The sequence below is a fragment of the Mesorhizobium sp. M0478 genome (assembly GCF_040321305.1).
GTDB lineage: Bacteria > Pseudomonadota > Alphaproteobacteria > Rhizobiales > Rhizobiaceae > Mesorhizobium.
On sequence record NZ_JAMYRH010000005.1, the window covers coordinates 340,832 to 364,369 of the forward strand.

23 protein-coding genes are annotated in these 23,538 nt (G+C 64.1%); 13 read left to right on the top strand and 10 right to left on the bottom strand.

What is annotated here, in order from left to right:
- Nucleotides 1-81: 81 nt before the first annotated feature.
- The 3 genes from NKI64_RS15350 to NKI64_RS15360 are packed head-to-tail and all read left to right on the top strand — an operon-like array spanning nucleotide 82 to nucleotide 2,707.
- Complete coding sequence (locus tag NKI64_RS15350; RefSeq protein WP_502901378.1) at nucleotides 82-924, top strand: ABC transporter permease; 843 nt, start codon at nucleotides 82-84, stop codon at nucleotides 922-924.
- Nucleotides 921-1,703, top strand: a complete 783-nt coding sequence (locus NKI64_RS15355; protein ID WP_352668566.1) for an ABC transporter ATP-binding protein — start codon at nucleotides 921-923, stop codon at nucleotides 1,701-1,703. The genes NKI64_RS15350 and NKI64_RS15355 overlap by 4 nt, the downstream gene beginning before the upstream one ends.
- Complete coding sequence (locus NKI64_RS15360; RefSeq protein ID WP_023693858.1) at nucleotides 1,700-2,707, top strand: ABC transporter substrate-binding protein; 1,008 nt, start codon at nucleotides 1,700-1,702, stop codon at nucleotides 2,705-2,707. Before NKI64_RS15355 ends, NKI64_RS15360 begins: the two co-directional genes overlap by 4 nt.
- Before the next feature lie 172 nt (nucleotides 2,708-2,879).
- On the opposite strand, the gene NKI64_RS15365 is transcribed toward NKI64_RS15360, so the two are convergent.
- Entirely contained in the window at nucleotides 2,880-3,542 is a 663-nt protein-coding gene (locus NKI64_RS15365) for a LexA family transcriptional regulator (protein WP_023672482.1), read from the bottom strand.
- 260 nt (nucleotides 3,543-3,802) lie between these two features.
- A complete protein-coding gene (locus tag NKI64_RS15370) occupies nucleotides 3,803-4,003 on the bottom strand; it encodes a hypothetical protein (RefSeq protein WP_352668568.1) in 201 nt (66 codons plus the stop codon).
- Between the two features lie 78 nt (nucleotides 4,004-4,081).
- On the opposite strand from NKI64_RS15370, the gene NKI64_RS15375 reads away from it, so the two are divergent.
- Both NKI64_RS15375 and NKI64_RS15380 read left to right on the top strand, forming a co-directional pair.
- Nucleotides 4,082-4,774 carry a GcrA cell cycle regulator gene (locus NKI64_RS15375; protein ID WP_352668570.1) on the top strand — a complete coding sequence of 231 codons (693 nt, stop codon included), beginning with the start codon at nucleotides 4,082-4,084 and terminating at the stop codon, nucleotides 4,772-4,774.
- 325 nt (nucleotides 4,775-5,099) lie between these two features.
- Nucleotides 5,100-5,696: a DUF6456 domain-containing protein gene (locus NKI64_RS15380; RefSeq protein ID WP_352497216.1), complete on the top strand. Its 597-nt coding sequence runs from the start codon at nucleotides 5,100-5,102 to the stop codon at nucleotides 5,694-5,696.
- 67 nt (nucleotides 5,697-5,763) lie between these two features.
- On the opposite strand, the gene NKI64_RS15385 is transcribed toward NKI64_RS15380, so the two are convergent.
- The gene (locus NKI64_RS15385; protein WP_023672486.1) at nucleotides 5,764-6,072 is read right to left on the bottom strand and encodes a hypothetical protein; all 309 of its coding nucleotides are present in this window, start codon (nucleotides 6,070-6,072) and stop codon (nucleotides 5,764-5,766) included.
- Nucleotides 6,073-6,275: 203 nt separating this feature from the next.
- Between NKI64_RS15385 and NKI64_RS15390 the strand changes: the two genes are divergently transcribed.
- On the top strand, nucleotides 6,276-7,160 hold the full coding sequence (locus tag NKI64_RS15390) for an NmrA family NAD(P)-binding protein (protein WP_352668572.1): 885 nt from the start codon (nucleotides 6,276-6,278) through the stop codon (nucleotides 7,158-7,160).
- Between the two features lie 57 nt (nucleotides 7,161-7,217).
- Here the strand turns inward: NKI64_RS15390 and NKI64_RS15395 are convergent, their stop codons facing one another.
- Together NKI64_RS15395 and NKI64_RS15400 are read right to left on the bottom strand one after the other, a co-directional pair.
- Nucleotides 7,218-7,985, bottom strand: coding sequence for a COG3904 family protein (locus NKI64_RS15395; RefSeq protein ID WP_352668575.1), 768 nt, complete (start codon nucleotides 7,983-7,985; stop codon nucleotides 7,218-7,220).
- Nucleotides 7,986-8,131: 146 nt separating this feature from the next.
- Entirely contained in the window at nucleotides 8,132-9,406 is a 1,275-nt protein-coding gene (locus tag NKI64_RS15400) for a DUF763 domain-containing protein (protein WP_023805597.1), read from the bottom strand.
- 242 nt (nucleotides 9,407-9,648) lie between these two features.
- On the opposite strand from NKI64_RS15400, the gene NKI64_RS15405 reads away from it, so the two are divergent.
- A complete protein-coding gene (locus NKI64_RS15405) occupies nucleotides 9,649-10,641 on the top strand; it encodes an HNH endonuclease (RefSeq protein ID WP_023805596.1) in 993 nt (330 codons plus the stop codon).
- A gap of 48 nt (nucleotides 10,642-10,689) precedes the next feature.
- Here the strand turns inward: NKI64_RS15405 and NKI64_RS15410 are convergent, their stop codons facing one another.
- A complete protein-coding gene (locus NKI64_RS15410) occupies nucleotides 10,690-12,645 on the bottom strand; it encodes an acyltransferase family protein (RefSeq protein ID WP_352668577.1) in 1,956 nt (651 codons plus the stop codon).
- 461 nt (nucleotides 12,646-13,106) lie between these two features.
- Here NKI64_RS15410 and NKI64_RS15415 point away from each other — a divergent pair, with 461 nt between their 5' ends.
- The gene (locus NKI64_RS15415; protein ID WP_023824440.1) at nucleotides 13,107-13,460 is read left to right on the top strand and encodes a cupin domain-containing protein; all 354 of its coding nucleotides are present in this window, start codon (nucleotides 13,107-13,109) and stop codon (nucleotides 13,458-13,460) included.
- Nucleotides 13,461-14,176: 716 nt separating this feature from the next.
- On the opposite strand, the gene NKI64_RS15420 is transcribed toward NKI64_RS15415, so the two are convergent.
- The 4 genes from NKI64_RS15420 to NKI64_RS15435 form a co-directional block, all read right to left on the bottom strand.
- Nucleotides 14,177-15,004 (bottom strand): metal ABC transporter permease, encoded by an 828-nt coding sequence (locus NKI64_RS15420; protein ID WP_352668579.1) that lies wholly within the window; start codon nucleotides 15,002-15,004, stop codon nucleotides 14,177-14,179.
- Nucleotides 14,988-15,782 (bottom strand): metal ABC transporter ATP-binding protein, encoded by a 795-nt coding sequence (locus NKI64_RS15425; RefSeq protein ID WP_023685455.1) that lies wholly within the window; start codon nucleotides 15,780-15,782, stop codon nucleotides 14,988-14,990. Before NKI64_RS15425 ends, NKI64_RS15420 begins: the two co-directional genes overlap by 17 nt.
- A gap of 21 nt (nucleotides 15,783-15,803) precedes the next feature.
- On the bottom strand, nucleotides 15,804-16,685 hold the full coding sequence (locus NKI64_RS15430) for a metal ABC transporter solute-binding protein, Zn/Mn family (RefSeq protein WP_352668582.1): 882 nt from the start codon (nucleotides 16,683-16,685) through the stop codon (nucleotides 15,804-15,806).
- A gap of 302 nt (nucleotides 16,686-16,987) precedes the next feature.
- Nucleotides 16,988-18,049, bottom strand: a complete 1,062-nt coding sequence (locus NKI64_RS15435) for a maleylacetate reductase (protein ID WP_352668584.1) — start codon at nucleotides 18,047-18,049, stop codon at nucleotides 16,988-16,990.
- A gap of 309 nt (nucleotides 18,050-18,358) precedes the next feature.
- On the opposite strand from NKI64_RS15435, the gene NKI64_RS15440 reads away from it, so the two are divergent.
- From NKI64_RS15440 to NKI64_RS15460, 5 genes are all read left to right on the top strand, one after another.
- Nucleotides 18,359-19,243, top strand: coding sequence for an AraC family transcriptional regulator (locus NKI64_RS15440; protein ID WP_023824443.1), 885 nt, complete (start codon nucleotides 18,359-18,361; stop codon nucleotides 19,241-19,243).
- 229 nt (nucleotides 19,244-19,472) lie between these two features.
- Nucleotides 19,473-20,537 carry an ABC transporter substrate-binding protein gene (locus NKI64_RS15445; protein ID WP_023672498.1) on the top strand — a complete coding sequence of 355 codons (1,065 nt, stop codon included), beginning with the start codon at nucleotides 19,473-19,475 and terminating at the stop codon, nucleotides 20,535-20,537.
- Nucleotides 20,538-20,688: 151 nt separating this feature from the next.
- Nucleotides 20,689-21,513: an ATP-binding cassette domain-containing protein gene (locus tag NKI64_RS15450; RefSeq protein WP_023695497.1), complete on the top strand. Its 825-nt coding sequence runs from the start codon at nucleotides 20,689-20,691 to the stop codon at nucleotides 21,511-21,513.
- On the top strand, nucleotides 21,510-22,769 hold the full coding sequence (locus NKI64_RS15455; RefSeq protein ID WP_023672500.1) for a sugar ABC transporter permease: 1,260 nt from the start codon (nucleotides 21,510-21,512) through the stop codon (nucleotides 22,767-22,769). Before NKI64_RS15450 ends, NKI64_RS15455 begins: the two co-directional genes overlap by 4 nt.
- A 27-nt stretch (nucleotides 22,770-22,796) precedes the next feature.
- Nucleotides 22,797-23,525, top strand: a complete 729-nt coding sequence (locus NKI64_RS15460) for an SDR family oxidoreductase (protein WP_023688988.1) — start codon at nucleotides 22,797-22,799, stop codon at nucleotides 23,523-23,525.
- The last annotated feature ends 13 nt before the right edge of the window (nucleotides 23,526-23,538 follow it).

Below are 23,538 nucleotides of genomic sequence, written 5' to 3' on the forward strand. Positions count from 1 at the left end.
CAGAGGGGGTCCCAGCGCGTGGAGCGCCGACGTCCTTTTCGCATCGGCAAGGCGTGGGCGCTCTATGCTAGACGACCCCCTCTGTCGCCTTCGGCGACATCTCCCCCTCGAGGGGGGAGATTAGCCGCCGGCATCGCCAAGACCATCCCCGCCGCCTTCGCCTTCGCCCTGCTCCTCGCGGCCTGGGAGCTCTACGCCCGCTACGGCGGTGTCGCCCCCACCGTGCTGCCGGCGCCGTCGCGCGTGCTGCAGCAGGCCTGGGAGCATCGCGCCGCCCTGGCCGACAACACGCTGCCTACCATCCGCGCCACATCAGCCGGCTTCGCCTGCTCGTTGGTCGCTGCCTTCGTGCTTTCGGCGCTGGTCGATTTCCTGGCCCCGCTGCGCCGCACGCTGTTTCCGCTGCTGATCGTCAGCCAGACCTTGCCGCTGGTCGCGATCGCGCCGCTCATCGTGCTGTGGTTCGGCTTCGGGCTGATGCCAAAAATCCTGCTTGTGGCGCTCGTCACCTTCTTCCCGATGATGGTCGCGCTGGTCGAAGGTTTTGCTGCGACCAGCAAGGAGATTTCGCAGATGCTCGCCGCCATGGGGGCAGGGCGCTGGCGTATCTTCTGGCTGGCGCGCCTGCCTTCGGCGCTGCCCTATTTCTTCGCCGGGCTGCGCATCTCCATCACCTACGCCGTGGTCGGCGCGATCTTCGCCGAATATGCGGGGGCGGCGAAGGGGCTGGGCATCTACATGCTGAATGCCAAGAACAACTTTCGGCCCGATCTGGTGCTCGCCGCGGTCGCCGTCAGCGCCGCGCTCACGCTTGTCTTGTTCGCCATTGCGGTGCTCGTCCAGCGCTTCGCCATGCCTTGGGAGAATGCAGGGAGCGAAAGCCGCGACGGCAAGGTTGAAGCTGCAGAAGAGAACCGTCAATGACGCGGCTCGAACTCCGGGACATCAGGAAGAACTTCGGCGCGCTTGAGGTGCTCGCCGGAATTTCGCTTCATGTCGCGGCCGGCGAGTTCGTTTCCATCCTCGGCCCTTCCGGCGCCGGCAAGTCGACGCTGTTCCAGTTGCTGACCGGCGCACTGAAAGGTGAGGTCGACATGCGCTTCGACGGCGCGCCAATGCAGGGCAACCCCTTCGCCTTCATGCCGCAGCGCGACTCGCTGATGCCGTGGCGGCGCGTCATCGACAATGTGACGCTGGGGCTGGAAGTGCAGGGTCTTGGCCGCAAGGCGGCGCGCGAACGCGTCGCGCCTTTGTTTGCCGAGTTCGGCCTTGCCGGCTTCGAGCGCGCCTGGCCGGCGGAACTTTCCGGCGGCATGCGCCAGCGCGCCGCCCTTTTGCGCACCGTGGTGCAGCAGCGCGACATGCTGCTGCTCGACGAGCCCTTTGGCGCGCTGGATGCACTGACCCGCGCGGGTATGCAGCGCTGGCTGGAAGGCATGTGGCAGCGCCAACGCTGGACGGCGCTGCTGATCACCCATGACGTGCGCGAAGCCGTCTACCTCTCCGATCGCATCTATCTGATGTCGGCGCGGCCGGCCCGCATCATCGGCGAGATTGCCGTGCCGCTGCCGCGCCCGCGCACCACCGGCAGCGATGCCGCGCGCCAGGCCGCCGCGCTCGAAGCCGACATCCTCGACACGCTGCTCAATCCCGGGACTGACCGGCCCTCGTTCCCGCAGACCGCTCAAAGGAGTTTTTCATGACCGAATTCACACGCCGGCAGGCTTTGCTGCTGACGCTGGCTGCCGGACTGCCGCTTGCCTCTCGCGCTCATGCGGCTACGCAAAAAATCACCGTCGCGCTCGACTGGACGGTCAACACCAACCATGTCGGCCTGTTCGTTGCCCGCGACAAAGGGTTCTACCACGAGGCCGGGCTCGATGTTGAGATCCTGCCCTATGGCGATACTGGCGCCGGCACGCTGGTCGCCAACCGCATCGCCGATTTCGGCATTGCCGGCGTCGGCCTGTTCACCCAGCGGGCTGCCGGCGCCGATCTCAAGGCGGTCTACGCCGTGGTCCAGCAGGAGACCGGCCGGTTGGTCTTCAACGCGGATCGCGGCGAGATCAAGAGTCCCAGGAATCTCGACGGTCTGACCTATGGCGGCTTCGGCAGCGCCTGGGAAAACACGCTGATCTCGACCATCATCCGCCACGATGGCGGCAAGGGCGTTTTCGAGACGGTGACATTAGGCACCTCGGCCTATGAGGCGCTGGCCAACGGCTCGGTCGACTTCACGCTGGAGGTCTCGACCTGGGAAGGCGTCGCTGCCGAGTTGAAAGGCGTCAGGCAGCGCGGCTTCCGCTACGCCGACTACGGCGTGCCCGACGAGCACACCACCTTGATCGCCTCCAGCAATGCATATCTCCAGGCAAACCCGAAGGCCGCATCGGCCTTCGTCGAGGCAACGCGGCGCGGCTACCAATTTGCCTGCGATCACCCGCAGGAAGCCGGCGATCTGCTGATCGCTTCCAACAGGGATGCGCTGACCGACCCGGCGCTGATCCACGCTTCGCTGAAAATGCTGGTCGACGGACACTTCTTGCGCAGCCAGGACGGCGTCATCGGCACCATCGCCAGGGCCAAGATCGAGGCGATCGGAACCTACCTCTTCAGGGCCGGCATATTGCTCGATGGCGATGGCAAGGTTCTGAAGGAGAAGCCGGATTTCGGGGGGTATTTTACGAACGAGTTTTTGGGCGCGTAATCTCCCCCCTCGAGGGGGAGATGTCGCCGAAGGCGACAGAGGGGGTCGGTACGTCCTGACGCGACTTCCTATCGCGGACAGAGGACGTCAGCGCCTTACGCGCGGCGACCCCCTCTGGCCTGCCGGCCATCTCCCCTTCGAGGGGGGAGATTGCGCCTCACCGCCTTCTCCCTCACATATCGATCATCGAGCGCTTCACCCGGCCGATGATGGTGATGGCGCCTTCCAGCGCCGGCGGCGGGATGTCCATGTAGGAGGCCGGCTGGAAGGGCGGGTTCTCGTTGGGGCGGTAACGCTTGTAGGTGGCCTGGCCGGATTCGTCCGAAATGACGTAGCAGCCATTGGTCACCAGCCGCTTGTCCCTGAGGTTGACGAAGATGATCGAATCCGGTGGCGAGATCTTGTTCATCGACGGGCCGTCGACGCGCAGAGCAATCCATTGGCCCTGCTCCAGATCGGTGGTGGGGATGGTCGGATAGTCGCTGAGATTGACCACCATGTCCTGGCTGCCGAGTTCGCCGGCGCTGATCCATGAGACGATGGGCACATCGACGGTGGCCAGCGACGGCATCGGGATCTGCCGGCCCGACTCGTCAAAGCCGAAATGGCCCCCCGCAAGGCTGCCGCCGTCACCGTTGAACAAGAGCCAGCCGGGATCGACGCCGAACAGGCGGCCGTATTTCTCCGCCGCCTTGCGCGACAGCGGCCGGTTACCATTCTCGTGACTGATCAGCGTGTTCTTGTTGATGTCGCGCAATGCCCGCGCCGCGTCGCTCGGCGAGGCATAACCCGCCTCCGCCCGCGCCTGCTGCAATCTGTGCCTCGGTTCCTGCATCGTACAAATCGCCTGAAATTTATCGTCCAATATGTACGATTTCGCTTGCGTACGTTTCGTACATATCGTACGCTTAGCGCATGATCGAACAAACCGCAAGCGTTTCCGCAGACATCGTAAGCTTTCTCCCATCGTCCGGGCTGTCCTCCTCCCCGGTCCGGACGCAAACCGGGGCTCTTGCCCCGGATCCGGTCGAACCGTCGTCCCCCCGATCGACCGGAACGGCCGGAGCCGCTCCTCTCCCGGCTCCGGCCACCTCTTCAGCCCATGGCGCCGCCGGTGCGCCAAGGGCTGTTTCCGGCGGGCAGGGCCTTTCCTGCATCCGCACGGAAGACGGCACCGTCATCCTGTTCGACCGGCTGACGGGCAGGGCAGTTTCCGCCCTCACCAAAGCTGCCGCCGAAGCCGCCTTGCGGCATCTCGCCGGCTCGCTGCCGGCCGTCAGTATCGGCTGACCGCACCGACCATCCGCTCTGATTTCTCCCGTGGCCCTCGGGGCCGGCGCTCGGTCTTTGCGCGCGCAATCAATGGATACCGACATGACTGCCTATACCGACACCGAATTGCAGGAGATCGCCGTCTGGCTGAGGGATGGCCTGTCGGCCACAGGGATCGCCGTCCGCTTCACGGCGCTGCGCGGCAGTCCGGTCTCGCGCAATGCCATCATCGGCATCGTCCACCGCAACAGCGCGTTGAAGACCATCGGCCTCGCCAACCCCAGAGGCGGCAGGTCCGGCGGCCGACCGAGGAAGAATGCGACGGGGAAGACTGCGGCAAACGAGAATACCGCCAAGAGGAATCCGCCGGCGCAGCCAAGCAAGCTCGTAAGGGAAGTAGGAGTTTCGAAGCAGGCCGCGCCGGTCAAACCGGCCGCCAAACCGACCCGTCAGCCATCGGCCAGGCCACTGTTGCCAGCCCGTCCGGCGCCCTCGATCCCGGGCGAAGGACGGCTGGTGGTGGACGGCGAAATCTACCGCTTCAATGTGCCGGCGCCGCGCCCTGCCTCGCTCGGGCGTCAGCCGCATGTCGCCGCCATGCGCTTCATCGACTGCCTGTTCGACCGCTGCCGCGCGCCGCTCGACCTGACGCTGGAGGAAGACCCCGACAACGATGCTCCCGGCAGTCGGCCGGGGCTCGAGATGCTGTGCTGCGGCCTGCGCACAAGGGCGCTGAAAAGCTACTGCGAATATCATCAGACGCGTTTCCACCGACCTGTGGCGGAGGTGGTGTGAGCGGCTGGGCTCCGTTCCTCGCCTCCGGACGACCCCACCAATGATCGAAAGCCGGCGGGACAGCGCCCCCTCTGTCCTGCCGGACGTTCGTCGCTCGGAAAGCCAAGCAATTGGCTTTCCGTCCGCTTCGCGGACCACTCCTCAACCCTCACGAGGGGGGCGATCGGATATCGCCGCCGATTTCGCCAATTGCCAACGTTGCAGAGGCGCAGCCGCCGAAACTGCCAATCTCCCCCTCGTGGGGGAGATGCCCGGCAGGGCAGAGGGGGGCGCGAAGGAACGCCAACCTTCCGGCTCAACAACCCAATCCCACAAGGATCCTCCGATGAGCAAAAAAACCGCGCAGAAACGGCAGCCACCAAAACTCCCCACAGGCGAAGCCGAGCAGGTGCGCATCCGCCGCGAGATCGGCCATGATTTCGCGCTGAAGGACGATCGCTTCGGCCGCAAGCGGTTGAGCGTCGGCACCGAAGAGGCGCGGCGCGTCTACGAGGTCTCCAATGACGGCTACACCGCGACCGGCGGCATCGTGCGGGTGCGCAATGTCGATCCGCTGGTCGGCATCACCTCACTGACCCGCCAGCAGCGTGAGGCCGGCCAGCGGTTTCGCGACGATTTCGAGCGCGCCTCGCGTGACGGGCTGAGGCCGATGCCGTGGGAAGAGCGCATTGACGGCGGCCGCATCAATGGCGGCATCCCCGACCGCGTGCTCAACGCCGGCCGCGCCCACACCCATGCCATCGCCGCCATGGCCCACTGGGAAGTGGCGGAGGTGGTTCGCAAAATCTGCCTCGAAGGCCAGTCGGTGAAGGCGCTCGCCGAACGCACCGGCGAGGGACGAGATGTGGTGGTGAAGCTGTTGAAGGTCGGGCTCGACCTTTTGGCCGTTGATTACGGGATGATGATGCGGAAGCCGCGATAAGGCCGGCAGCCGCGTAGTGAAGCGGCCGGCCGGCAGATGCCGGCCGAACCGGTTTCACCCTATCGGATCACCGTTCGCAAACGCGAATTTCCTCGACGATCCTGTGATGATGGCGCCAATGCTTGACCAACTCTATGCGGCAATGGCGATGGTGCCTGTGATACCTGTGGTACCTGAAGCCGTTATCGTAGGCATTATACTGGTAGTAAGGGCGAGGAGCGTAGCGATCGTAATAGTCGCCATAGCTGTCATTGTAGTCATCGTCATAGTAGCCGTTGCCGATGCCGATCACGACGCGCCCGCCGGCATTCGCCGGAGCGATCATCGCCGCCGCCGCAGTGATAGCGATAGCCGAAGCAAGCAGGAGCTTTCTCATAGCTGCCTCCTATTCAAGGTTGCGCTAATATAACTCGCTGGACACGACCTCGTTCCATAATTTTGCAAGATGCGAACGACCCCTGCGCCGTGCATTGCGAGGAAAGTCAGCGTCACCTCCTGTCAGCATCGTCCCCCGATTTTTGAACCCTTCGCCGCCCCAGCCATTAATCCGGCATGAATCAGCAAGGGAAGGACGAGACCATGCATGTCATTCTTGGAGGTACCGGCCATGTCGGCTCGGCGGCGGCAATGGCGCTGTTGCGGCAGGGCGAGGATGTCACGGTGGTGACGCGCGACGAGGCGAAGGCCGCATGGTTGGTTGAACAGGGCGCGGAGGCCGCGGTTGCCGATGTGCTCGATGTCGAGGCGCTGCGTGAAGTCTTGCGGCGCGGCAAGCGGGCGTTTCTGCTCAACCCGCCGGCCGATCCATCGACCGACACCGACGCCGAGGAGCGCAAGACGGTTGGCGCCATTGCGGCGGCGCTGGAGGGCTCCGGCCTTGAAAAGCTGGTGGCGGAATCGACCTACGGCGCGCAGGCCGGCGAGGGTGTCGGCGATCTCACCGTCCTTTACGGCCTCGAGCAGAAGCTGAAGGCCCAGGCCATTCCGGCAAGCATCAACCGCGCCGCCTATTACATGAGCAACTGGGATCAGGCCCTGGAGACGGCGCGGCGCGACGGCGTCATCACCTCCTTCTTCCCGGCGGATTTCGAGCTGCCGATGGTGGCGCCGCAGGATCTCGGCGAGGCCGCGGCGAGACGTCTGCTGGAGCCGACGGACAAGACCGGCACGCACTATATCGAGGGCCCTCGGCGCTACTCAGCCGCCGATGTCGCCGCAGCCTTCAGTGCGGCGTTGCGCAAAAACGTGCGCGTGGTCACGGTGCCGCGCGAGCGCTGGACAGAAACCTACGAAAAACTCGGCTTCTCCAAAGCGGCGGCCGAGTCCTACACCCGCATGACCGGGGCCACGCTGGACAAGCCGGCGGAGCCGGAAAACCCGGAGCGCGGCACGACCAGCCTGGAAAGCTATATTGCTGCGCTCGTCGAGGGGCGGCCGGAAGACCTGTTGAAGGGTGCCGCGTAAAGTGAAGGGTTGCTGTTGAGAAACAGGCGCTTCGACGACCTACGTGGCCCGCTATTCCTATTGCCTGACCGTTCGGCAGTTGCCCGCCGGCGGCGTGGTCTTGCAGATATCGATGGAGGTGCGCGTGTCGCCGTGACCGGTTTCGGTTATCAGATTCAGGTCCAAAAGTTCGTATGTCACGAGGTATCGTATGCTGTCGTCGGGTATTTTTTGCATGGCCGATACGATCCACGAACCTGCTTTCATCTCGGTGAAATAGCTGTCGACCTTGCGTTCATACCATTTGGGTATCGGAACGAGGACGATGGTCTTCTTGCCGTGGATTTTCTTGGCGGTCGGCAGCATGATCCGGTGAATGCCGACAAAGGCGCGGCTGTCTGCCAGGCGCCGTACGCCGCCCGCAAGAACCATCGTACAAGCTGACGAACAGACTGCGCCGACGGGGTTGGCGACGCCGAAGCGGAGGTCGCCCGGCCCGCAGGCTTTCGTGTCTGGCGCGCATTCGGAGAACTCCGTCTTGCCAACCATCGTGTCGAGCCCGCTGGCGCGGATCATATGGCCAAGCGCCATCGCCGCATCGGTCTCGCCGCCCGGGGAATTCAACGCCAAAGGCAATTTGCGGGGGCCGAGTTTTTTCAGCAAAGCCTTCAGCAAAGCTGGCGTGCCGGCCACGATGTGACCTTCCGCCGAAATCCATTCCGGGCATGTCGGCTCGCATCCTGGCGTGCTGTTGCGTACAACGACGAAGTGCATCGGCGGTGTATATGCCAGTATGACAGGCTCAGGCGTCGTTTGGGCGATCGCGCCGCCAATCGCCAGCAGCACGAAAACCAACGTCCATGCGAATGTCTTCATGCCGAGCCTCGCCTGGCAGAGCATCACTTGAGAAATGGGTCTTTGCAAGCATTATCAAAACAGCCGAGCACGTGTTTCTATGGGCCGCGCACTATCTCTGCATGATGGACAGGCCGCTACTGGCGGCCCCTGTCTGAACCGTCGTCGCTTTCCGCCGCCTTCTCCCACCCGAACACACTGCGCCCTCCCAGCAGATGCGACTGGTCGAACTCGCCGGCGACGATCTCCTTAAGGCTCGGCCCGGTGACGTAGCGCTCCAGCCGGCGCGCCTCGCCATCCAGGCGCTTCAGCGCGCCAAGCTCTTCCTCGCGGCCGAGCTTGGCCTTGCCGACGGCCGATTTCAGCACCGCGATCGTCTCGTCATAGACTTTCAGCGGCACCGGGAAGGGATGGCGGTCCTTGCCGCCATGGGCAAGCGAAAAGCGCGCCGGGTCGGAGAACCGGCAAGGCGCGCCATGCACCACTTCCGCCACCATGGCCAGCGCCCGCACTGTGCGCGCGCCGACGCCGGGCACCAGCAGCAGTTCGGGAAAATTGGCCGGCCCGCTTTCGATGGCCGCCGAGATGTTGCCGTGCAGCCGGTGCATGACGATGTCGCTCTCGCGCACGTCGTGATGCGCCGGCATCACCAGATTGGGCAGCATCGGCTGCGCGGATGATTTCGCAGGCGCTGCTTTCGACGGCGGCTCCAGCACCGCTAGCTCGTCAAGGATCCGCTCCGGGCTCATGGTCTTCAACAGGTCGAGCTGTCCGGTCCGCGATGGCTCGGCGCGATGATCGGTCAGGTTGACGATCTCGCCCTGCCGCTCGCCCTCGATCGCCGCATGCGGCTGGTCGACGAAACTGGTCAGCCCTTCCGACAGCCAGTGGTAGCGGCGCGCCTGCCTGCTGTCGCCGTTCATGCCTTGCTGCACCACCACCCAGCGGCTGTCGTCGGTGACGATGAAGCCGTGCAGATAGAGGTCGAAACCGTCCTGCACGGCGGCACTGTCGACCTTGGCGACCAGGCGGCTGGCGGTCGCAAGGGCCGCGCCATCGATGCCGACGCGCTCGCCGATCGCCGCCAGCTCCTGCGGCGTCTTGCGTGAATGCGCGCCGCGCCCGCCGCAGACATGGATGCCGAGCTCGCGCGACATCGGATTGAGCCCGCGCTTCAGCGCGCCGACGACCGAAGTGGTGATGCCCGAGGAGTGCCAGTCCATGCCCATGACGGCGCCGAAAGACTGGAACCAGAACGGATGCGCCAGCCGCCGCAACAGCTCGTCGCGGCCATAATGATGGATGATCGCCTCGCACAGCACCGCGCCCAGCCGCGTCATGCGGTCACCCAGCCATTTCGGAACCCGCCCGCCATGCAGCGGCAAGTCCGCACTGCCGCTTCGCTGCGTCAAGTGAATGCTCCGTGGCTAAGGCGCACCGGCGGTGCGCCTGTGATCTAGATGGCATTTGGGGGGCGATTTGCAAGCGGGGTGGGGGCGGCGACTATCGTCGCCCTACGCTCTTCTTGGCGTCTCGCCGAAAGATGCAGTTACGCCGCCTGTCGCACCTGGCAATAAGGTCGGCTCCCTGCTTGTAGGCGAGACAGGTCTCGAATAGAGCTTACCCCCGACGGCAACTATTAAAATCAAAAACGATGTCGCAATTCTGGTGGGTAAATCACAGTCAGACCGCCCGCCAAGAGATCGACGGGCAATATCTCTGGTCGCCCAAAACTCAGAAGAATGGGGCACGCAGCGAGTTCTACAAAAATATGCGTCGGGCGACACCTGGTGACCTCGTGTTGTCTTTTTTCGGTCAAGCCGTGCGCTATATTGGTCGGGTAGCGGAGTTTGCATTCACAGCACCGAAACCACCGGAGTTCAAGAACACTGGAGCCAATTGGAACGAGGAAGGTTGGCTTCTCCCGGTGTATTGGGCGCCGCTCCTGCCGACGGTGCGCCCGTCGGACATAATTGGCGAATTGGGTCCGCTTCTGCCTGCCCGATACTCGCCCATCGACCCAAACTCCGGATCAGGCCGTCAAAACGCCTATCTCGCGAGCGTATCGCAAGAGGTGTTTCACACAATTGTCGCGGGTACAGCTTTCGACCGCGAAGCTTTGAGGCGTGGTGGCGCAAACAGTCTCACTTTCGAAGTCGTCAATGAAATTTTAGAGGACGTCGTTGAGCGCCGTATCCGAGACGACCTCCAACTCGAGGACACTGTAAAGACGAGCGTCATTCAAGCTCGTCGCGGCCAAGGTAAATTTCGTTCCAATGTCGAAGCCATGGAGCGCTCGTGCCGACTCACAGGGGTCACCAATCCCTCGTTGCTGATTGCAAGCCACATCAAACCTTGGCGCCTATGCGCTTCCGCGCAGGAGCGCTTGGACGGCATGAACGGGCTGCTCCTCACGCCTGATGCCGACCACCTCTTTGACCGTGGCTTCATCAGTTTTGAAGATAGCGGGCAGGTCCTCATATCCCAGCGCGTCGACAAGACTGATTTGCGGCGGCTCGGATTCGAGCAATTGGTGATGCAGAGTTTCGGCTTTGCCGAAGCCCCCGCCGTCTGGCGCACTAGCACCTTCACCCCGCCGCAGCAGGCTTACCTCGCTCACCATCGAGAGGATGTGTTTGTGGCATAGCTCGCATCAACTGAGCGTCAGCCGTCAGGTCCCCCTACCTCGCCGCCCCTAAAACACCGCCTTCTCCAAGAGCGGCTCCAGTGATTCAGCAAATGGCGTCGCCAGGTGGTGCCGGTCGCGGAAGGCGAGTTGGCCGTTGATGAACACGTGGCAGGTTTGGGCGTCGCAGAACTGGCTGGTCAGGTCGACATAGGTGGCGCCGGGCACGCTGCGCACGACGTCGCGCTCGGCCGCGGCGATGTCGTCGTTCGCCGCCGCGTCCCTCGGCGTGTCGCAGACTTCAGGCACCTGCCCGCGCCACAGCGCCCGCGCCACGCATTTGTCGGCATAGCTTCCATTGTAGGGAACGTCCCGGATTACCGCGACCTTGATCCCGGCCCGGCTGAATGCCGCCAGCGTCCAGCGCAGGCCGGCCTTCCACTCCTCGTTCCAATCGGCGTGCTTCAGTTCCTCGGGTGATTCCTTCATCACATTGCCGATCGAGAATTCCGAGATCACCACCATGTGCGGGTGCAACGCGATAATGTCCTTGACCGATTGCTCCCGCCACTGGTCGCATTCGGTGTAGTCGCGCTTCAGCCGCCAGTTCCAGGTCGTCACCCGCGAGGCACGGCAGGACGATTTGAGATAGGTGACGAGGCGATAATTGTTCTTGGCCGCCGCCTCGATCAGCGGCGTCGACCAGTGGTCGGCATGCGAATCGCCGAACAGCGCAATCGAGCGCCCGGCGTCCTTGTTGCCGAACACGCAGGCCTTCGGCGTCACCGTCTCAAAGGAGAGAATACAGCCGGCCGCGCGCGCCGTGGACGGCTGCGCGGCGCTGGCGGCAATGCTGCGCTGCTCAGGGTCCAGATCGTGGACGGCAAGCCTGGCATTGGCGTAGGCGGCTGCGACGCCGGTGCCGGTCAGGAGGACGGCCGGCACCAGCGCCCGCGCCGCACTGGCCATCAGCCAGCCATTGCGGCGGATCGGGTTTTCGATGACATGATAGGTGAACCCCGACAGCGCCAGCGTCAGCGCCAAGCAGCCGAGCCGCTGCAGCGGCGAAAGTTCCGGCGTCAGCATCGTGGCATACACGATCACCGGCCAGTGCCAGAGATAGAGCGAGTAGGAGAGTTTGCCGACCCATTGCAGCGGCGCCAGCGCCAGTGTCTCGATCGGGCTTTTCTTAGCGCTCTCCTGCTGCGCGTGCGCCGCTCCTGCCAGCAGCAACAGCACGGTGCCGGCCACCGGCACCAGGGCGAGGAAACCCGGGAAGGGCGTTTCGTCGCTGAAGGAAAGATAGGCGCCGGCAATCAGCGCTAGGCCGAGCCACGCCAGCGGCGTGGCGAGCCGCGGGCGGTTTTGCCAGACTTGCTGCGGCACCATGCTGGCCAGCCCGCCGGCGGCGAACTCCCAGGCGCGTAGCGGCGAGAAATAGAAGGCCCAGGGCTGCGAGACCGTGGTGAGCCACGCGCAGACGGCGAACGAGACGAGGCCGGCAATGCCGATCACCAGGATCGCGCCGCGCTTGCCGGGGCGCAGCCATGCCGCCAGCACAAGCAGCGCCGGCCAGGCGACATAGAACTGCTCCTCCACCGACAGCGACCAGAAATGGACAAACGGGTTGCTGGCCGCATCGGCGGCGAAATAATCGAACGACCAGCGGATCAGCCACAGATTGATCATGTAGGCCGAGGCGAACATGGCGCCTTTGGAATAGAGCGATTGTTCCTCCGGCGACAGGATGAAGGCGCCGGCCACCAGTGTGGCGAGGATGACGAACAGCGACGCCGGCAACAGCCGCCGAGCGCGCCTGGCATAGAAGCGCCACAGGTTGAGCCGCCCGGTCTCGGTGATTTCGGCAAGCAGGTGTTTTGTGATCAGATAGCCCGAGATGACGAAGAAGATGTCGACGCCGGTGAAGCCGCCGGGCAGGCCGGTGAAGCCGAAATGAAAGGCGATCACGCCTGCCACCGCCAAGGCACGCAGTCCTTCGATATCGGGCCGGAACGATGCTGACACGATTTGCCACCTCGTGCTGGTGCATGACCCCGCCTCGGCGAGTAACGATCGCGCCGGGATCATACGTGCGGCAGCTTTGCGCCCAACGGGACACGGCGCTGCAACCGTTGACAGTCGGACCAAGACTCCGCCCTATGGGTCGATATCGCAATGCAACAAATCTAACGCAGTGCAACATTGGAGGAGGCGACGCCGCTGATCTCCCCCCTTGAGGGGGAGATGGCCGCGAAGCGGCCAGAGGGGGTCGTCTCGCGTGAAGCGCCAACTTCCGTCTGGTGCAGGGCGCCGCGTCCAGTCGAACCGACCCCCTCTGTCGCCTTCGGCGACATCTCCCCCTCGAGGGGGGAGATTAGCGCGCGCCGTTCGCCAAATCTCCGACATCCGGGGTCGGCCCTTGCGTTGCTCCCGTCACACGCATCGGCTATCCAACCGGCAGCCATGCAATTCAAACGGAGCCTCCCATGACCAACACCACCATTTTCAAATTCGGCGCTGTCGAGCATGCCGAGGGCGGCGACTTACCGGGCTGGATCGTTGTCGCGGGCCGGCCGACCATGCAGACCGCCGTGCAGCACACCACCGCCGACGGCAAGGTGCTGTCGGGCACCTGGCGGGCCTCGCCCGGCACTTATCACGCCACCTACACCGACTATGAGTTCGTGCACATGATCGCCGGCCGCATCATCATCACGCCCGATGGCGGCACGCCTGTCGAGGTCGGTCCGGGCGATGCGTTCGTGGTCGAAGCCGATTTCAAGGGCACCTGGCAGATCATCGAGCCGGTAACCAAGCACTTCGTCGTCAAGCTTACTTGATCGACGTCGTCAAGCTTGCTTGATCGACGTCGTCAGGCTTGCCTGATCGGTGCCGATACACCTCGGCCGGCGCGGTTCATCGCCAGCGTCCCCCTCGCCCAGCAGGGGAGGGGGACGTAGCGAAGCGAATATCGGTTAAGAGGGCGTCACCTCGTTCGCTTCGAACCGATGCGGATCGAAAAGCTGAGACGATGGCGTTCTGCGGAGCCTGGTCGAGAGAACGCAGGCCAGGACTGCTGCCGGGTCGCCGGCGCGTCAGCCAAGAGCGAGCGGCGCACTTCGAGAGTGCATGCCGCCCGTCCGGCGCCGGGCCGTCAATGCTGTTGTTACGAAACCCCCCAGCCCCGTCTCAACCGCCACGGCCATGGCGTGACCCATGGCTTGCTATACGCATGCAGCACCGCGGTCTGTCAACGCCGCCCGCAATGGCCGCGCGAGGTCCCTTTTGCGCCTCCCGGCCAGCTTTCCAGCCGGCCTCGCGCAAGCCTCTCGCCGCTCCAAAATGCGCTTGAAATGGCGGTTTTCCGGGTGTTCCGGCCGCTCCGGAGGGGACCTTTGGCGCGACAGAGGTCGCGATCTAGGCGATTGGATGAATTTGTCTTTCGCGGCTGAAACGTTTCAGGAGCCGGATTGTAGACCTGACTTTTTTTGGGTGTATTTCCCTCACATCAGTTTTGCACCCCAGCCGGCCCGATCGACCTGCCGGAGGGCAAGCCTCAGGGGCCGGCGTCGGCGCTCTGAGTCTCTCGGACCGACGGGCGCCGGACCATGCCGCTGACGACATAGGCCGCCGCGCCCAGCGCCGTGATCCAGAAGCTCGTCGGCCAGTCGGTCAGAAAGGCGAGCGTCAGGCTGATCCAGGCGATGATCACGGCAAGCGCGATGGACGCCAGCACGCCGGCTCCGACGCCGCTGGTAAGCCTGAGCGCGGTGGCTGCAGGCGCCACCATCAGCGCGAAGACGAGCAGCACGCCGACGATCTGCACCGCCTCGGACGTGGCGACGGCGACCAGCACCATGAACAGGGTCGAGACAAGAGTGAGCGGCACGCCGCGCGCTTCGGCGAGTTCCGGCTGCAGGCTGGCGAACAGCAGCGGCCGCGCTATCAGCAAAAGCGCGACAAGGATCGCCACCGCCAGCACCGCAAGCACGATGACGGTGCGCAGGCTGATGCCCAGCACATTGCCGAACAGCACGTTGGTCGCCTGCGAGGCGAAGGCGGTGTAGAAATGCAGGAACAGCAAGCCCAGGCCGAGCGACAGCGTCAAAACGATGCCGATGGCGACGTCGCGATGCGCGCGCTCGCCGAGCAGGCCGATGCCGATGCCGGCGACGACGGTAAACACGGTGAGGCCGAGAAACGGCGACAGCCCGATCAGGCCGGCGCCGGTGGCGCCGGGAAAGCCGACATGGGAGAGCGCATGGCCGGCGAAGGTCTGGCCCCGGAGCACGAGGAAATAGCCGACCGCGCCCGAAACGATGCCGACGATGGTGCAGGCATAGAAGGCGTTGCGCATGAATTCATAGTCAAAGATCGTGGACATGCGCCCCGCTCTCCAGTTCGACATCGTCGGCCATGACGAAGATGCGGCCGGCAACCCGCACCACATTGATATGCGTGCCGTAGAGTTTCGACAGCACCGGACCGCTGATGACCTCGTCGACGGAGCCGATCGCCGCCTTGCGGTTGCCGAGATAGAGCACGCGGTCGACGGCGCGCAGCAGCGGGTTGATCTCGTGCGAGCAGAACAGCACGGCAATGCCGAGCCGCTCGCCGATCTGATGCACCAGGTCGATGATCGCGCGCTGATGGCCTGCATCGAGGCTGATCAGCGGCTCGTCGAGCAAAAGCAGTTGCGGATTGCCGATCAACGATTGAGCGATCAGGATGCGCTGGCGCTCGCCACCGGAAAGCTCGCCCAGCGGCCGCCGCGCAAGGTCGCCGGCGCCCACCTCTTCAAGAGCCTTCCACGCCGCCTCCTTCTCGGCAGCCGATGCGACGGGCCAGCCCCAGCGATGCCCGCCGGCGGCACTCAGCACGAAGTCGAGGCCGCTGACGCCGACATCGCCAAGCGCGCGCCGCGCCTGCGGCATATAGCCGATGTCGGCGTTGCCGCGCGTCGGCGATTTGCCGAGCACCGAAATGGCGCCGCCGGCCGGTTTGATCAGGCCGAGAATGGCGCGCAGCATCGTCGTCTTGCCGGCGCCATTGGCGCCGAGCAGGCCGACAAAGGCGCCTTGCGGTAGAGAAAAGGAGACGTCGGATAAAACCCGGCGCCCCCCATAGGTCAGCGTGACCTTGTCGAATTCGATTGCGTTCATTTAGTCACGTTCATTGGTGGTTCATTGTGTGCGGGCGGCAAGCGCCTTCTGGACCGCGTCGATCTGGCCGCCGAACCAGGTCTGGATAGTCTGGCCCGCCGGTTCCGTCTCGGTGACGCCGATGACAGTGACCTTATTCTGCCTGGCGATGTCGAGCAGCCTTGTCGTTGCCTCGTCGGTCACCTGCGAATTGTAGAACAGGATCTTGGCCGAGCCGTCCTTCAGGCTGTTTTCGAACGCCGCCACCTGCGTGGCGCTCGGCTCCGCATCGTTCATCAAGGCCACCTGGAAATCGTAGTTCAGCATTTTCAGGCCGAGCGCTTCCGCCATGTAGCCGAAGACCGGCTCGGTAGCCGTCACCTCGGTGCCGGCATAGGTGTTCTTGACGTCGGCGATTTCCTTGTCAATGGCCTCGAGCGAGGTCTGGAATGCCTTGAGATTGGCCTCGTAATGCGCTGCATTGGCCGGATCGCGTTTGGCAAGATCGGCGCTCAGCGCCTTGGCGATGGCCGGCAGCGTCGCCGGGTCGTACCACAGATGCGGGTTGTCGCCCGACTTCTTGCCGATCAGGTCGGCGGCGACGATGGTCGTGCGATCCTTGGCTGTCGAGGCGGACAGCAGCTTGTCCATCCACGGATCGTAGTCGGCGCCGTTATAGATGACGATCTTGGCGTCGGCGATGGTGCGCGCCGTCGACGGGCTGGTCTCGAACAGATGCGGATCGTCATCGGGATTGGCCAGGATGCTGGCAACGGTGACGTTGCCGCCGCCGATCTGGCGGGCAAGGTCGCCATAGAAATTCTCGGCCGCCACGATGGTCAGCTTGTCTTCGGCGCCGACAGCCGTGCCGGCCAAAAGCGGCACCGCGACGAGCAGCGCGGCGAGAAAGGGAATGCGACGCATCCGTGGTCTCCTTGCAGTCTGAAAGGTATGTCGCCGGAGAGGCGGGCTGTGTAACTGTATAACAGTAACAATATAACGTTTGCGTCGAAAATACGGCTGATGTCAATGGGCTTTTCGAGCCGCGCAGTTTTTCACGCGCACAAAAGCGTGAGCGGCCTGCGCCGACCAGGCGGAGCCACTCATGCCTGTCGGCTATATGCGAAAGGGCAGACGATCGCCGGCACCGCGAGGCCGCCGCGAGCACACCGGTCGTGGCGGTATCCCGATTGATTCGCGGCGGGTAAGTTCCTTGCTTGTTGCCGTCAGTTTTGCGGACGCCTTCCCTCCCACGCGTCCTGCAACAGGGCGCGGATTGCGGCGCGGTCGAAAGGCCGCGGATTCCAGTATGGGTTCCTGGTCGCAATCTCAGCGGCGCGGTCGAGATCGGCCTGCTTGAGGCCGAGTTCGTTCAATGTAAGGGGCGCGCCGACCGCCTTGGCGAAATCCTGGAGACCGCTGCCGGCGCTGCCGCCAAACAAGTCGGCGACTGGCTTCAACAAGTCGGGCACCGCGACGGCGTTGAAGCCGATCGTGTGCGGCAACATCACCGCATGGGTCTCGGCATGCGGCATGTCGAAAGAGCCGCCGAGCGTGTGACAGATCTTGTGATGCAGCGCCATGCCGACGGCGCCGAGCACCGTACCGCACAGCCAGGCGCCGTAAAGCGCATCGCCCCGTGCATCGATGTTTCCAGGCTCCTTGGTCAACACCGGCAGCGCAGTCTTCATGGCGCGCAATCCTTCTTTCGCCATCAGGGTGGAAATCGGATTGCGATCCTGCGCGTAAAGCGCTTCGGCCGAGTGCGCCATGGCGTTGAGTCCTGACGCGACGCTCATCGCTATCGGCAGGCCGACGGTCAGCTCTGGATCGTAGATCACCACTTCCGGCAGGATCCTTGCGTCACGCATTGTGGTTTTTTCGCCGTTCTCGGTCTGACCGAGGATCGGCGTCACCTCCGAGCCGGCATAGGTGGTCGGGATGACGATCTGCGGCAGGTCGGTGCGCCAGGCGATCGCCTTGCCGAGACCGGTGGTAGAGCCGCCGCCAAGCGCGACAACGCAGTCAGCGTTGACCTCGGTCGCCTTGGCCATTGCCGTTTGGGTTACCTCGACCGGCGTGTGCATGGCGGCGCCCGAAAAGGTGCCGGCCGCCAGCGCGCCGAGGGATTTGGCAAGCGCCTCGCCGTCGGCAGCCCGATGCGGCGTCGACAGCACCAGCGCGCGATTGCAGCCGAGTTTTTCGATCCAGGTGCCCACCTCGGACGACGCGCCATTGCCGAAGACAATATGCGCAGGGCTGCCGGAATAGGTGAACGTCCTTGTCATGCCGATCCGCTCCCTTTGCATATTATCACTGTGACGGAGCCGAAATCGAGCGACCAGCTCTCGCCGCCGGCGACATCGTTTGCGTCGTCACCGTCTCGCAAGCGGGGCCTGATCTCTCCCGCGTACTCGCAAACGTATCGCCTTGACCACAAAAACGTCAAAAAAGTATCAGTGAGGTGGACACACCGTGGTGGCGGCTGCATGAATTGCCGCCTAAGCTTCGATCACTGCAGAGAGCGGCAAACGCGGCCTGCGGGAGATGGCACTGCAACTGGTCGCATGACCGGACCGGCGCCGGGAGGAACTGACATGAATCCGGACTTGGAAGTCGTCCAGATCAGACGCGGCGAGTCGTTCAAGGCCTGGGCCCACGGCTACCCCTTCCATACCGTGCGCTGGCACTTCCACCCCGAATACGAAATCCATCACGTCGTCGCCACCACGGGCCATTATTTCGTCGGTGACTTCATCGGCGAGTTCGAGCCCGGCAATCTCGTGCTCACCGGCCCGAACCTGCCGCACAACTGGGTCAGCGACGTGCCGGCAGGCGCCAGCGTGCCGCTGCGCGGCCGCGTCGTGCAGTTCTCGCAAGAGTTCATTGCCGACGCCACCGCCGCGTTGCCGGAACTTGCCGGTTGTGAAAACATTCTCGAGCTCAGCCGCCGCGGCGCGCTGTTCTCCATCGCTACCGCCAAGCTCACCGCACCTGTGCTGGCCGAACTGGTCGAAGCGCAAGGCGTGCGTCGCATCGCTTTGTTCATGGAGCTCATCGACATTCTGAGCCGCGCCGCCGATGTGCGGACGCTCACCAGCGCCAGCTATCTGCCAGATCCCTCAGGCTTCATGTCGGCCGGCGTCAACAAGGCGCTTGCCTATATCAACGCCAACCTGACCGAGCCGTTCAGCGAAAGCGATCTGGCGGCGATTGCCGGGCGCAGCCCGAGCGCGTTTTCGCGCAGCTTCCGCCGTCATACCGGCATGGCGCTGGTTCAGTACGTCAACCGGCTGCGCATCAACCTTGCCTGCCAGCTGCTGATGAGTGAGGCCGACATGCCGATCACCGAGATCTGCTATGCCGCCGGCTACAACAACATCTCGAATTTCAACCGCCAGTTCCTGACCCAGAAAGGCATGTCGCCTTCGCGCTTCAGGGCCCTGCTGGCGGAAAACATCAGCGCGGAGATTGCCGCCTAACAGGGAGGACCGGGAGGAGCCTAGACATTTACTGAGGTAAGAACGCGGGGTGCGTTGGAGGCGTCCCGTGCTGGAGATCGCTTGTCCCGAAATCCAGAGATATAAAGAGGATGCGCAGCACGGATCAAGTGCTCCGTTGTTCCTCGCAACAGCCCGACTGCAGTCAAGGCCCGGCGCCATGTGGTGTCCAGGGCTTCATGAAACCATTCCTTGAAACGGAGCTATCGAAATGACCAGATTTGCCTGGAAATCGACGGGAGCCATCGCGCTCACTCTTTCTCTTCTTGGCGGCACCGCTGCCTTTGCCGCCCCGGTTACCGACGCCACGGTCGCCTTCTTGATGCCCGACCAGGCCTCGACGCGCTACGAGCAGCACGACTATCCCGGCTTCGTCGCCGAGATGAAAAAACTCTGCCCCGGCTGCAAGGTGATCTATCAGAACGCCGATGCCGACGCCTCGCGCCAGCAGCAGCAGTTCAACTCGGTGATCTCGCAAGGCGCCAAGGCGATCGTGCTTGACCCCGTCGACTCGACCGCCGCCGCCTCGCTGGTCAAGCTGGCGCAGAGCCAGGGCGTCAAGGTCATCGCCTATGATCGCCCGATCCCGACCGCACCTGCCGACTTCTACGTCTCGTTCAACAATGAAGGCATCGGCAAGGCCATTGCCGACTCGCTCGTCGAACACCTCAAGGCGCTGAAGGTCGACCCCGCCAGCGGCGGCCTGCTGCAGATCAACGGATCGCCGACCGACGCGGCCGCCGGGCTGATCAAGAAGGGCATCCATTCCAGCCTCGACAACAGCGGCTACAAGATCCTTGCCGAATACGACACGCCGGAATGGGCGCCGCCGAAGGCGCAGCAATGGGCAAGCGGCCAGATCACCCGCTTCTCCACGCAGATCGTCGGCGTCGTTGCGGCCAATGACGGCACCGGTGGTGGCGCCATCGCCGCGTTCAAGGCCGCCGGTGTCGATCCGGTACCGCCGGTGACCGGCAACGACGCGACGATCGCCGCACTGCAGCTGATCATCGCCGGCGATCAGTACAACACCATCTCCAAGCCGAGCGAGATCGTTGCGGCGGCTGCCGCCAACGTCGCCGTCCAGCTTCTGTCGGGCGAGACGCCGAAGGCCGAAATGACCCTCTACGACACCCCATCGCAGCTGTTCACGCCGGCGGTGGTGACGCAGGAAAACCTCAAGGCCGAGATCATCGACAAGAAGATCAACACCGCCGAAGAGCTCTGCGTCGACCGCTATGCCGAAGGCTGCAAGAAGCTCGGCATCACAAAGTGACAATGCAGGTCGCCCAAAATCGCGCAGCGGTTTTGGGATAAGACATGCATAAAAGGATGACCTAGAATCCTGATCCTGCTTTCCGGCCGCCCTTGCGGCGGCCGGAAGTTCGCAGTCACTCTTGACCGTCCATCCGGAAAGGTTTGCCACCATGTCTGACATCTCTGACGGACCGGTTTCGGCAGGCGAGCTGGTGCTCAGCCTGCGCGGCATCTCGAAGAATTTCGGCGCCGTTTCGGCGCTCACCGATATCGATCTCGATGTCCATGCCGGCGAGGTGGTGGCGCTGGTCGGCGACAATGGCGCCGGCAAGTCGACGCTGGTCAAGATTCTGGCCGGCGTCCACCAGCCGAGCTCGGGCACCATCAATTTCCGCGGCAGGCAAGTGACGATGCCCGACCCGAGCGCCGCGCTGACGCTCGGCATCGCCACCGTTTTCCAGGATCTGGCGCTGTGCGAAAACCTCGACGTCGTCGCCAACATCTTTCTCGGCAAGGAGCTCAACCCGCTGCGGCTGGACGAGGTGGCGATGGAAATTCGCGCCTGGACGCTGCTCAACGAATTGTCGGCGCGTATTCCAAGCGTCCGCGAGGCGGTCGCCTCGCTGTCCGGCGGCCAGCGCCAGACGGTGGCGATCGCCCGCTCGCTGCTGCTCGACCCCAAGGTCATCCTCCTCGACGAGCCGACCGCCGCGCTTGGCGTCGCCCAGACGGCGGAAGTGCTGAACCTCATCGACCGGGTGCGCGAACGTGGGCTCGGCGTGCTGATGATCAGTCACAATATGGAGGACGTGCGCGCCGTCGCCGATCGCATCGTGGTGCTCAGGCTCGGCCGCAACAACGGCGTCTTCGAACCCGACGCCTCGAACCAGGAACTGGTCAGCGCCATCACCGGCGCCGCCAACAATGCAGTGTCGCGCCGCGCCGAACGGCGCAAGGCCGCCGAACAAGCGAACAATCAGGAGCAGCGGCCATGAGCGCGGAGCCCAAGCAGGACACCTCCTCGTCGACGGCGCTCGACCGCAGCGACGTCCGCGTCAAGCACCAGGCCGGCGTTGGTGGCGCCATCAGCGCCTTCTTCGACCGCGTCCGCTCCGGCGACCTCGGCTCGCTGCCGGTGATTGTCGGACTGGTCATCATCTGGAGCGTGTTCACTGCCCTCAATCCGGTCTTCGTCTCGTCGAGCAATCTGGTCAATCTCCTGTTCGACTGCTCGACCGTCGGCGTCATCGCGCTCGGTATCGTCTGTGTGCTGATGGTCGGTGAGATCGACCTGTCGGTCGGCTCGATCAGCGGCTTTGCTTCGGCCATGGTCGGCACGCTGTGGGTCAACCAGGGCTGGCCGGTGGCGCTCGCCATCCTCGCCGCGATCGCCGTCGGCGGCTTCATCGGCGCGCTCTATGCCTTGCTGTTCAACCGGCTCGGCATGCCGAGTTTCGTCTCGACGCTGGCCGGCTTGCTCGCCGTGCTGGGCCTGCAGCTGTATATTCTGGGCTCCACCGGCTCGATCAATCTGCCCTATGGCTCGAACCTGGTGAATTTCGGCCAGTTGCTGGTCATGCCGGACTGGCTGTCCTATGCACTGGCGGCATTGCCCGGCATCGTCATGCTGATCAGCGGCCTGCGCACCGTCAGCCGCCGCCGGGCCGTCAATTTGTCGGCGCCGTCTGTCGGCGGCCTCATCGTGCGCGTCGCCGCCCTGACCATCCTGCTAGAACTGATCGTCGGTTATCTCAACCAGGCGCGCGGCATACCGTGGATGTTCGGCCTGTTCGTCGGCCTGGTGGTGGCGATGAACTATGCGCTGACCCGCACCCAATGGGGCCGCTCGATGACCGCCGTCGGCGGCAACCGCGAAGCGGCGCGCCGGGCCGGCATCAAGGTGCGCTCGATCTACCTCAGCGCCTTCGTCATGTGCTCGATGTTTGCCGCCCTCGGCGGCGTCCTGTCGGCGGCGCGGCTGGCCTCCGCCAGCCAGCAGGCCGGCACCGGCGACGTCAACCTCAACGCCATTGCGGCGGCGGTCATAGGCGGCACCAGCCTGTTTGGCGGCCGTGGCAGCGCCTATTCCGCGCTGCTCGGCATCATCGTCATCCAGTCGATCGCCAGCGGGCTGACCTTGCTCGATTTGTCATCGTCGCTTCGCTACATGATCACCGGCGCCGTTCTGGCAATTGCGGTCATCGTCGACTCCCTGGCACGCCGCTCGCGGGTTTCCCACGGCCGAGCCTGAACCAACAGAGAATACGAGGATAGAAGAATGGCTCAGGATTTGAGTGGAAAAGTCGCGGCGATTACCGGCGCCGCGTCGGGCATAGGCCTGGAATGCGCGAGAGCGCTGATTGCCGCCGGCGTTCGCGTTGTGCTCGTCGATCGTGCCGAAGACGCGCTGAAAAGCGTCTGCACCGAACTCGGTCCCAACGCGATCCCGCTGGTGATCGATCTGATGAAGCCGGCCAGCGTCGCGACGATGATGCCGCAAATCCTGGACAAGGCCGGCCAGCTCGATATCTTCCACGCCAATGCCGGCGCCTATGTCGGCGGCCCGGTGCTCGAAGGCGACCCGGATGCCTGGGACCGCATGCTGAACCTCAACATCAATGCGGTCTTTCGTTCCATCCACGCCGTGCTGCCGCATATGGTCGAACGAAAGACCGGCGACATCATCGTCACGTCCTCGATCGCCGGACTGGTGCCGGTGGTCTGGGAGCCGATCTATACGGCATCCAAGCATGCCGTGCAGGCCTTCGTCCACACGGTGCGCCGGCAGGTCGCCCCGCACGGCCTGCGCGTCGGCGCGGTGCAGCCGGGGCCGGTGGTGACAGCGCTGATCAGCGACTGGCCGAAGGACAAGCTTGAGGATGAACTGGCCAAGGGCGGCCTGATACAACCGGTCGAGGTCGCCGAAGCCGTGCTGTTCATGCTGACGCGGCCGAGAAATGTCACTATCCGGGATCTGGTTATCCTGCCGCAGAGCAATGATTTGTGAGGCGTTAGGCGGT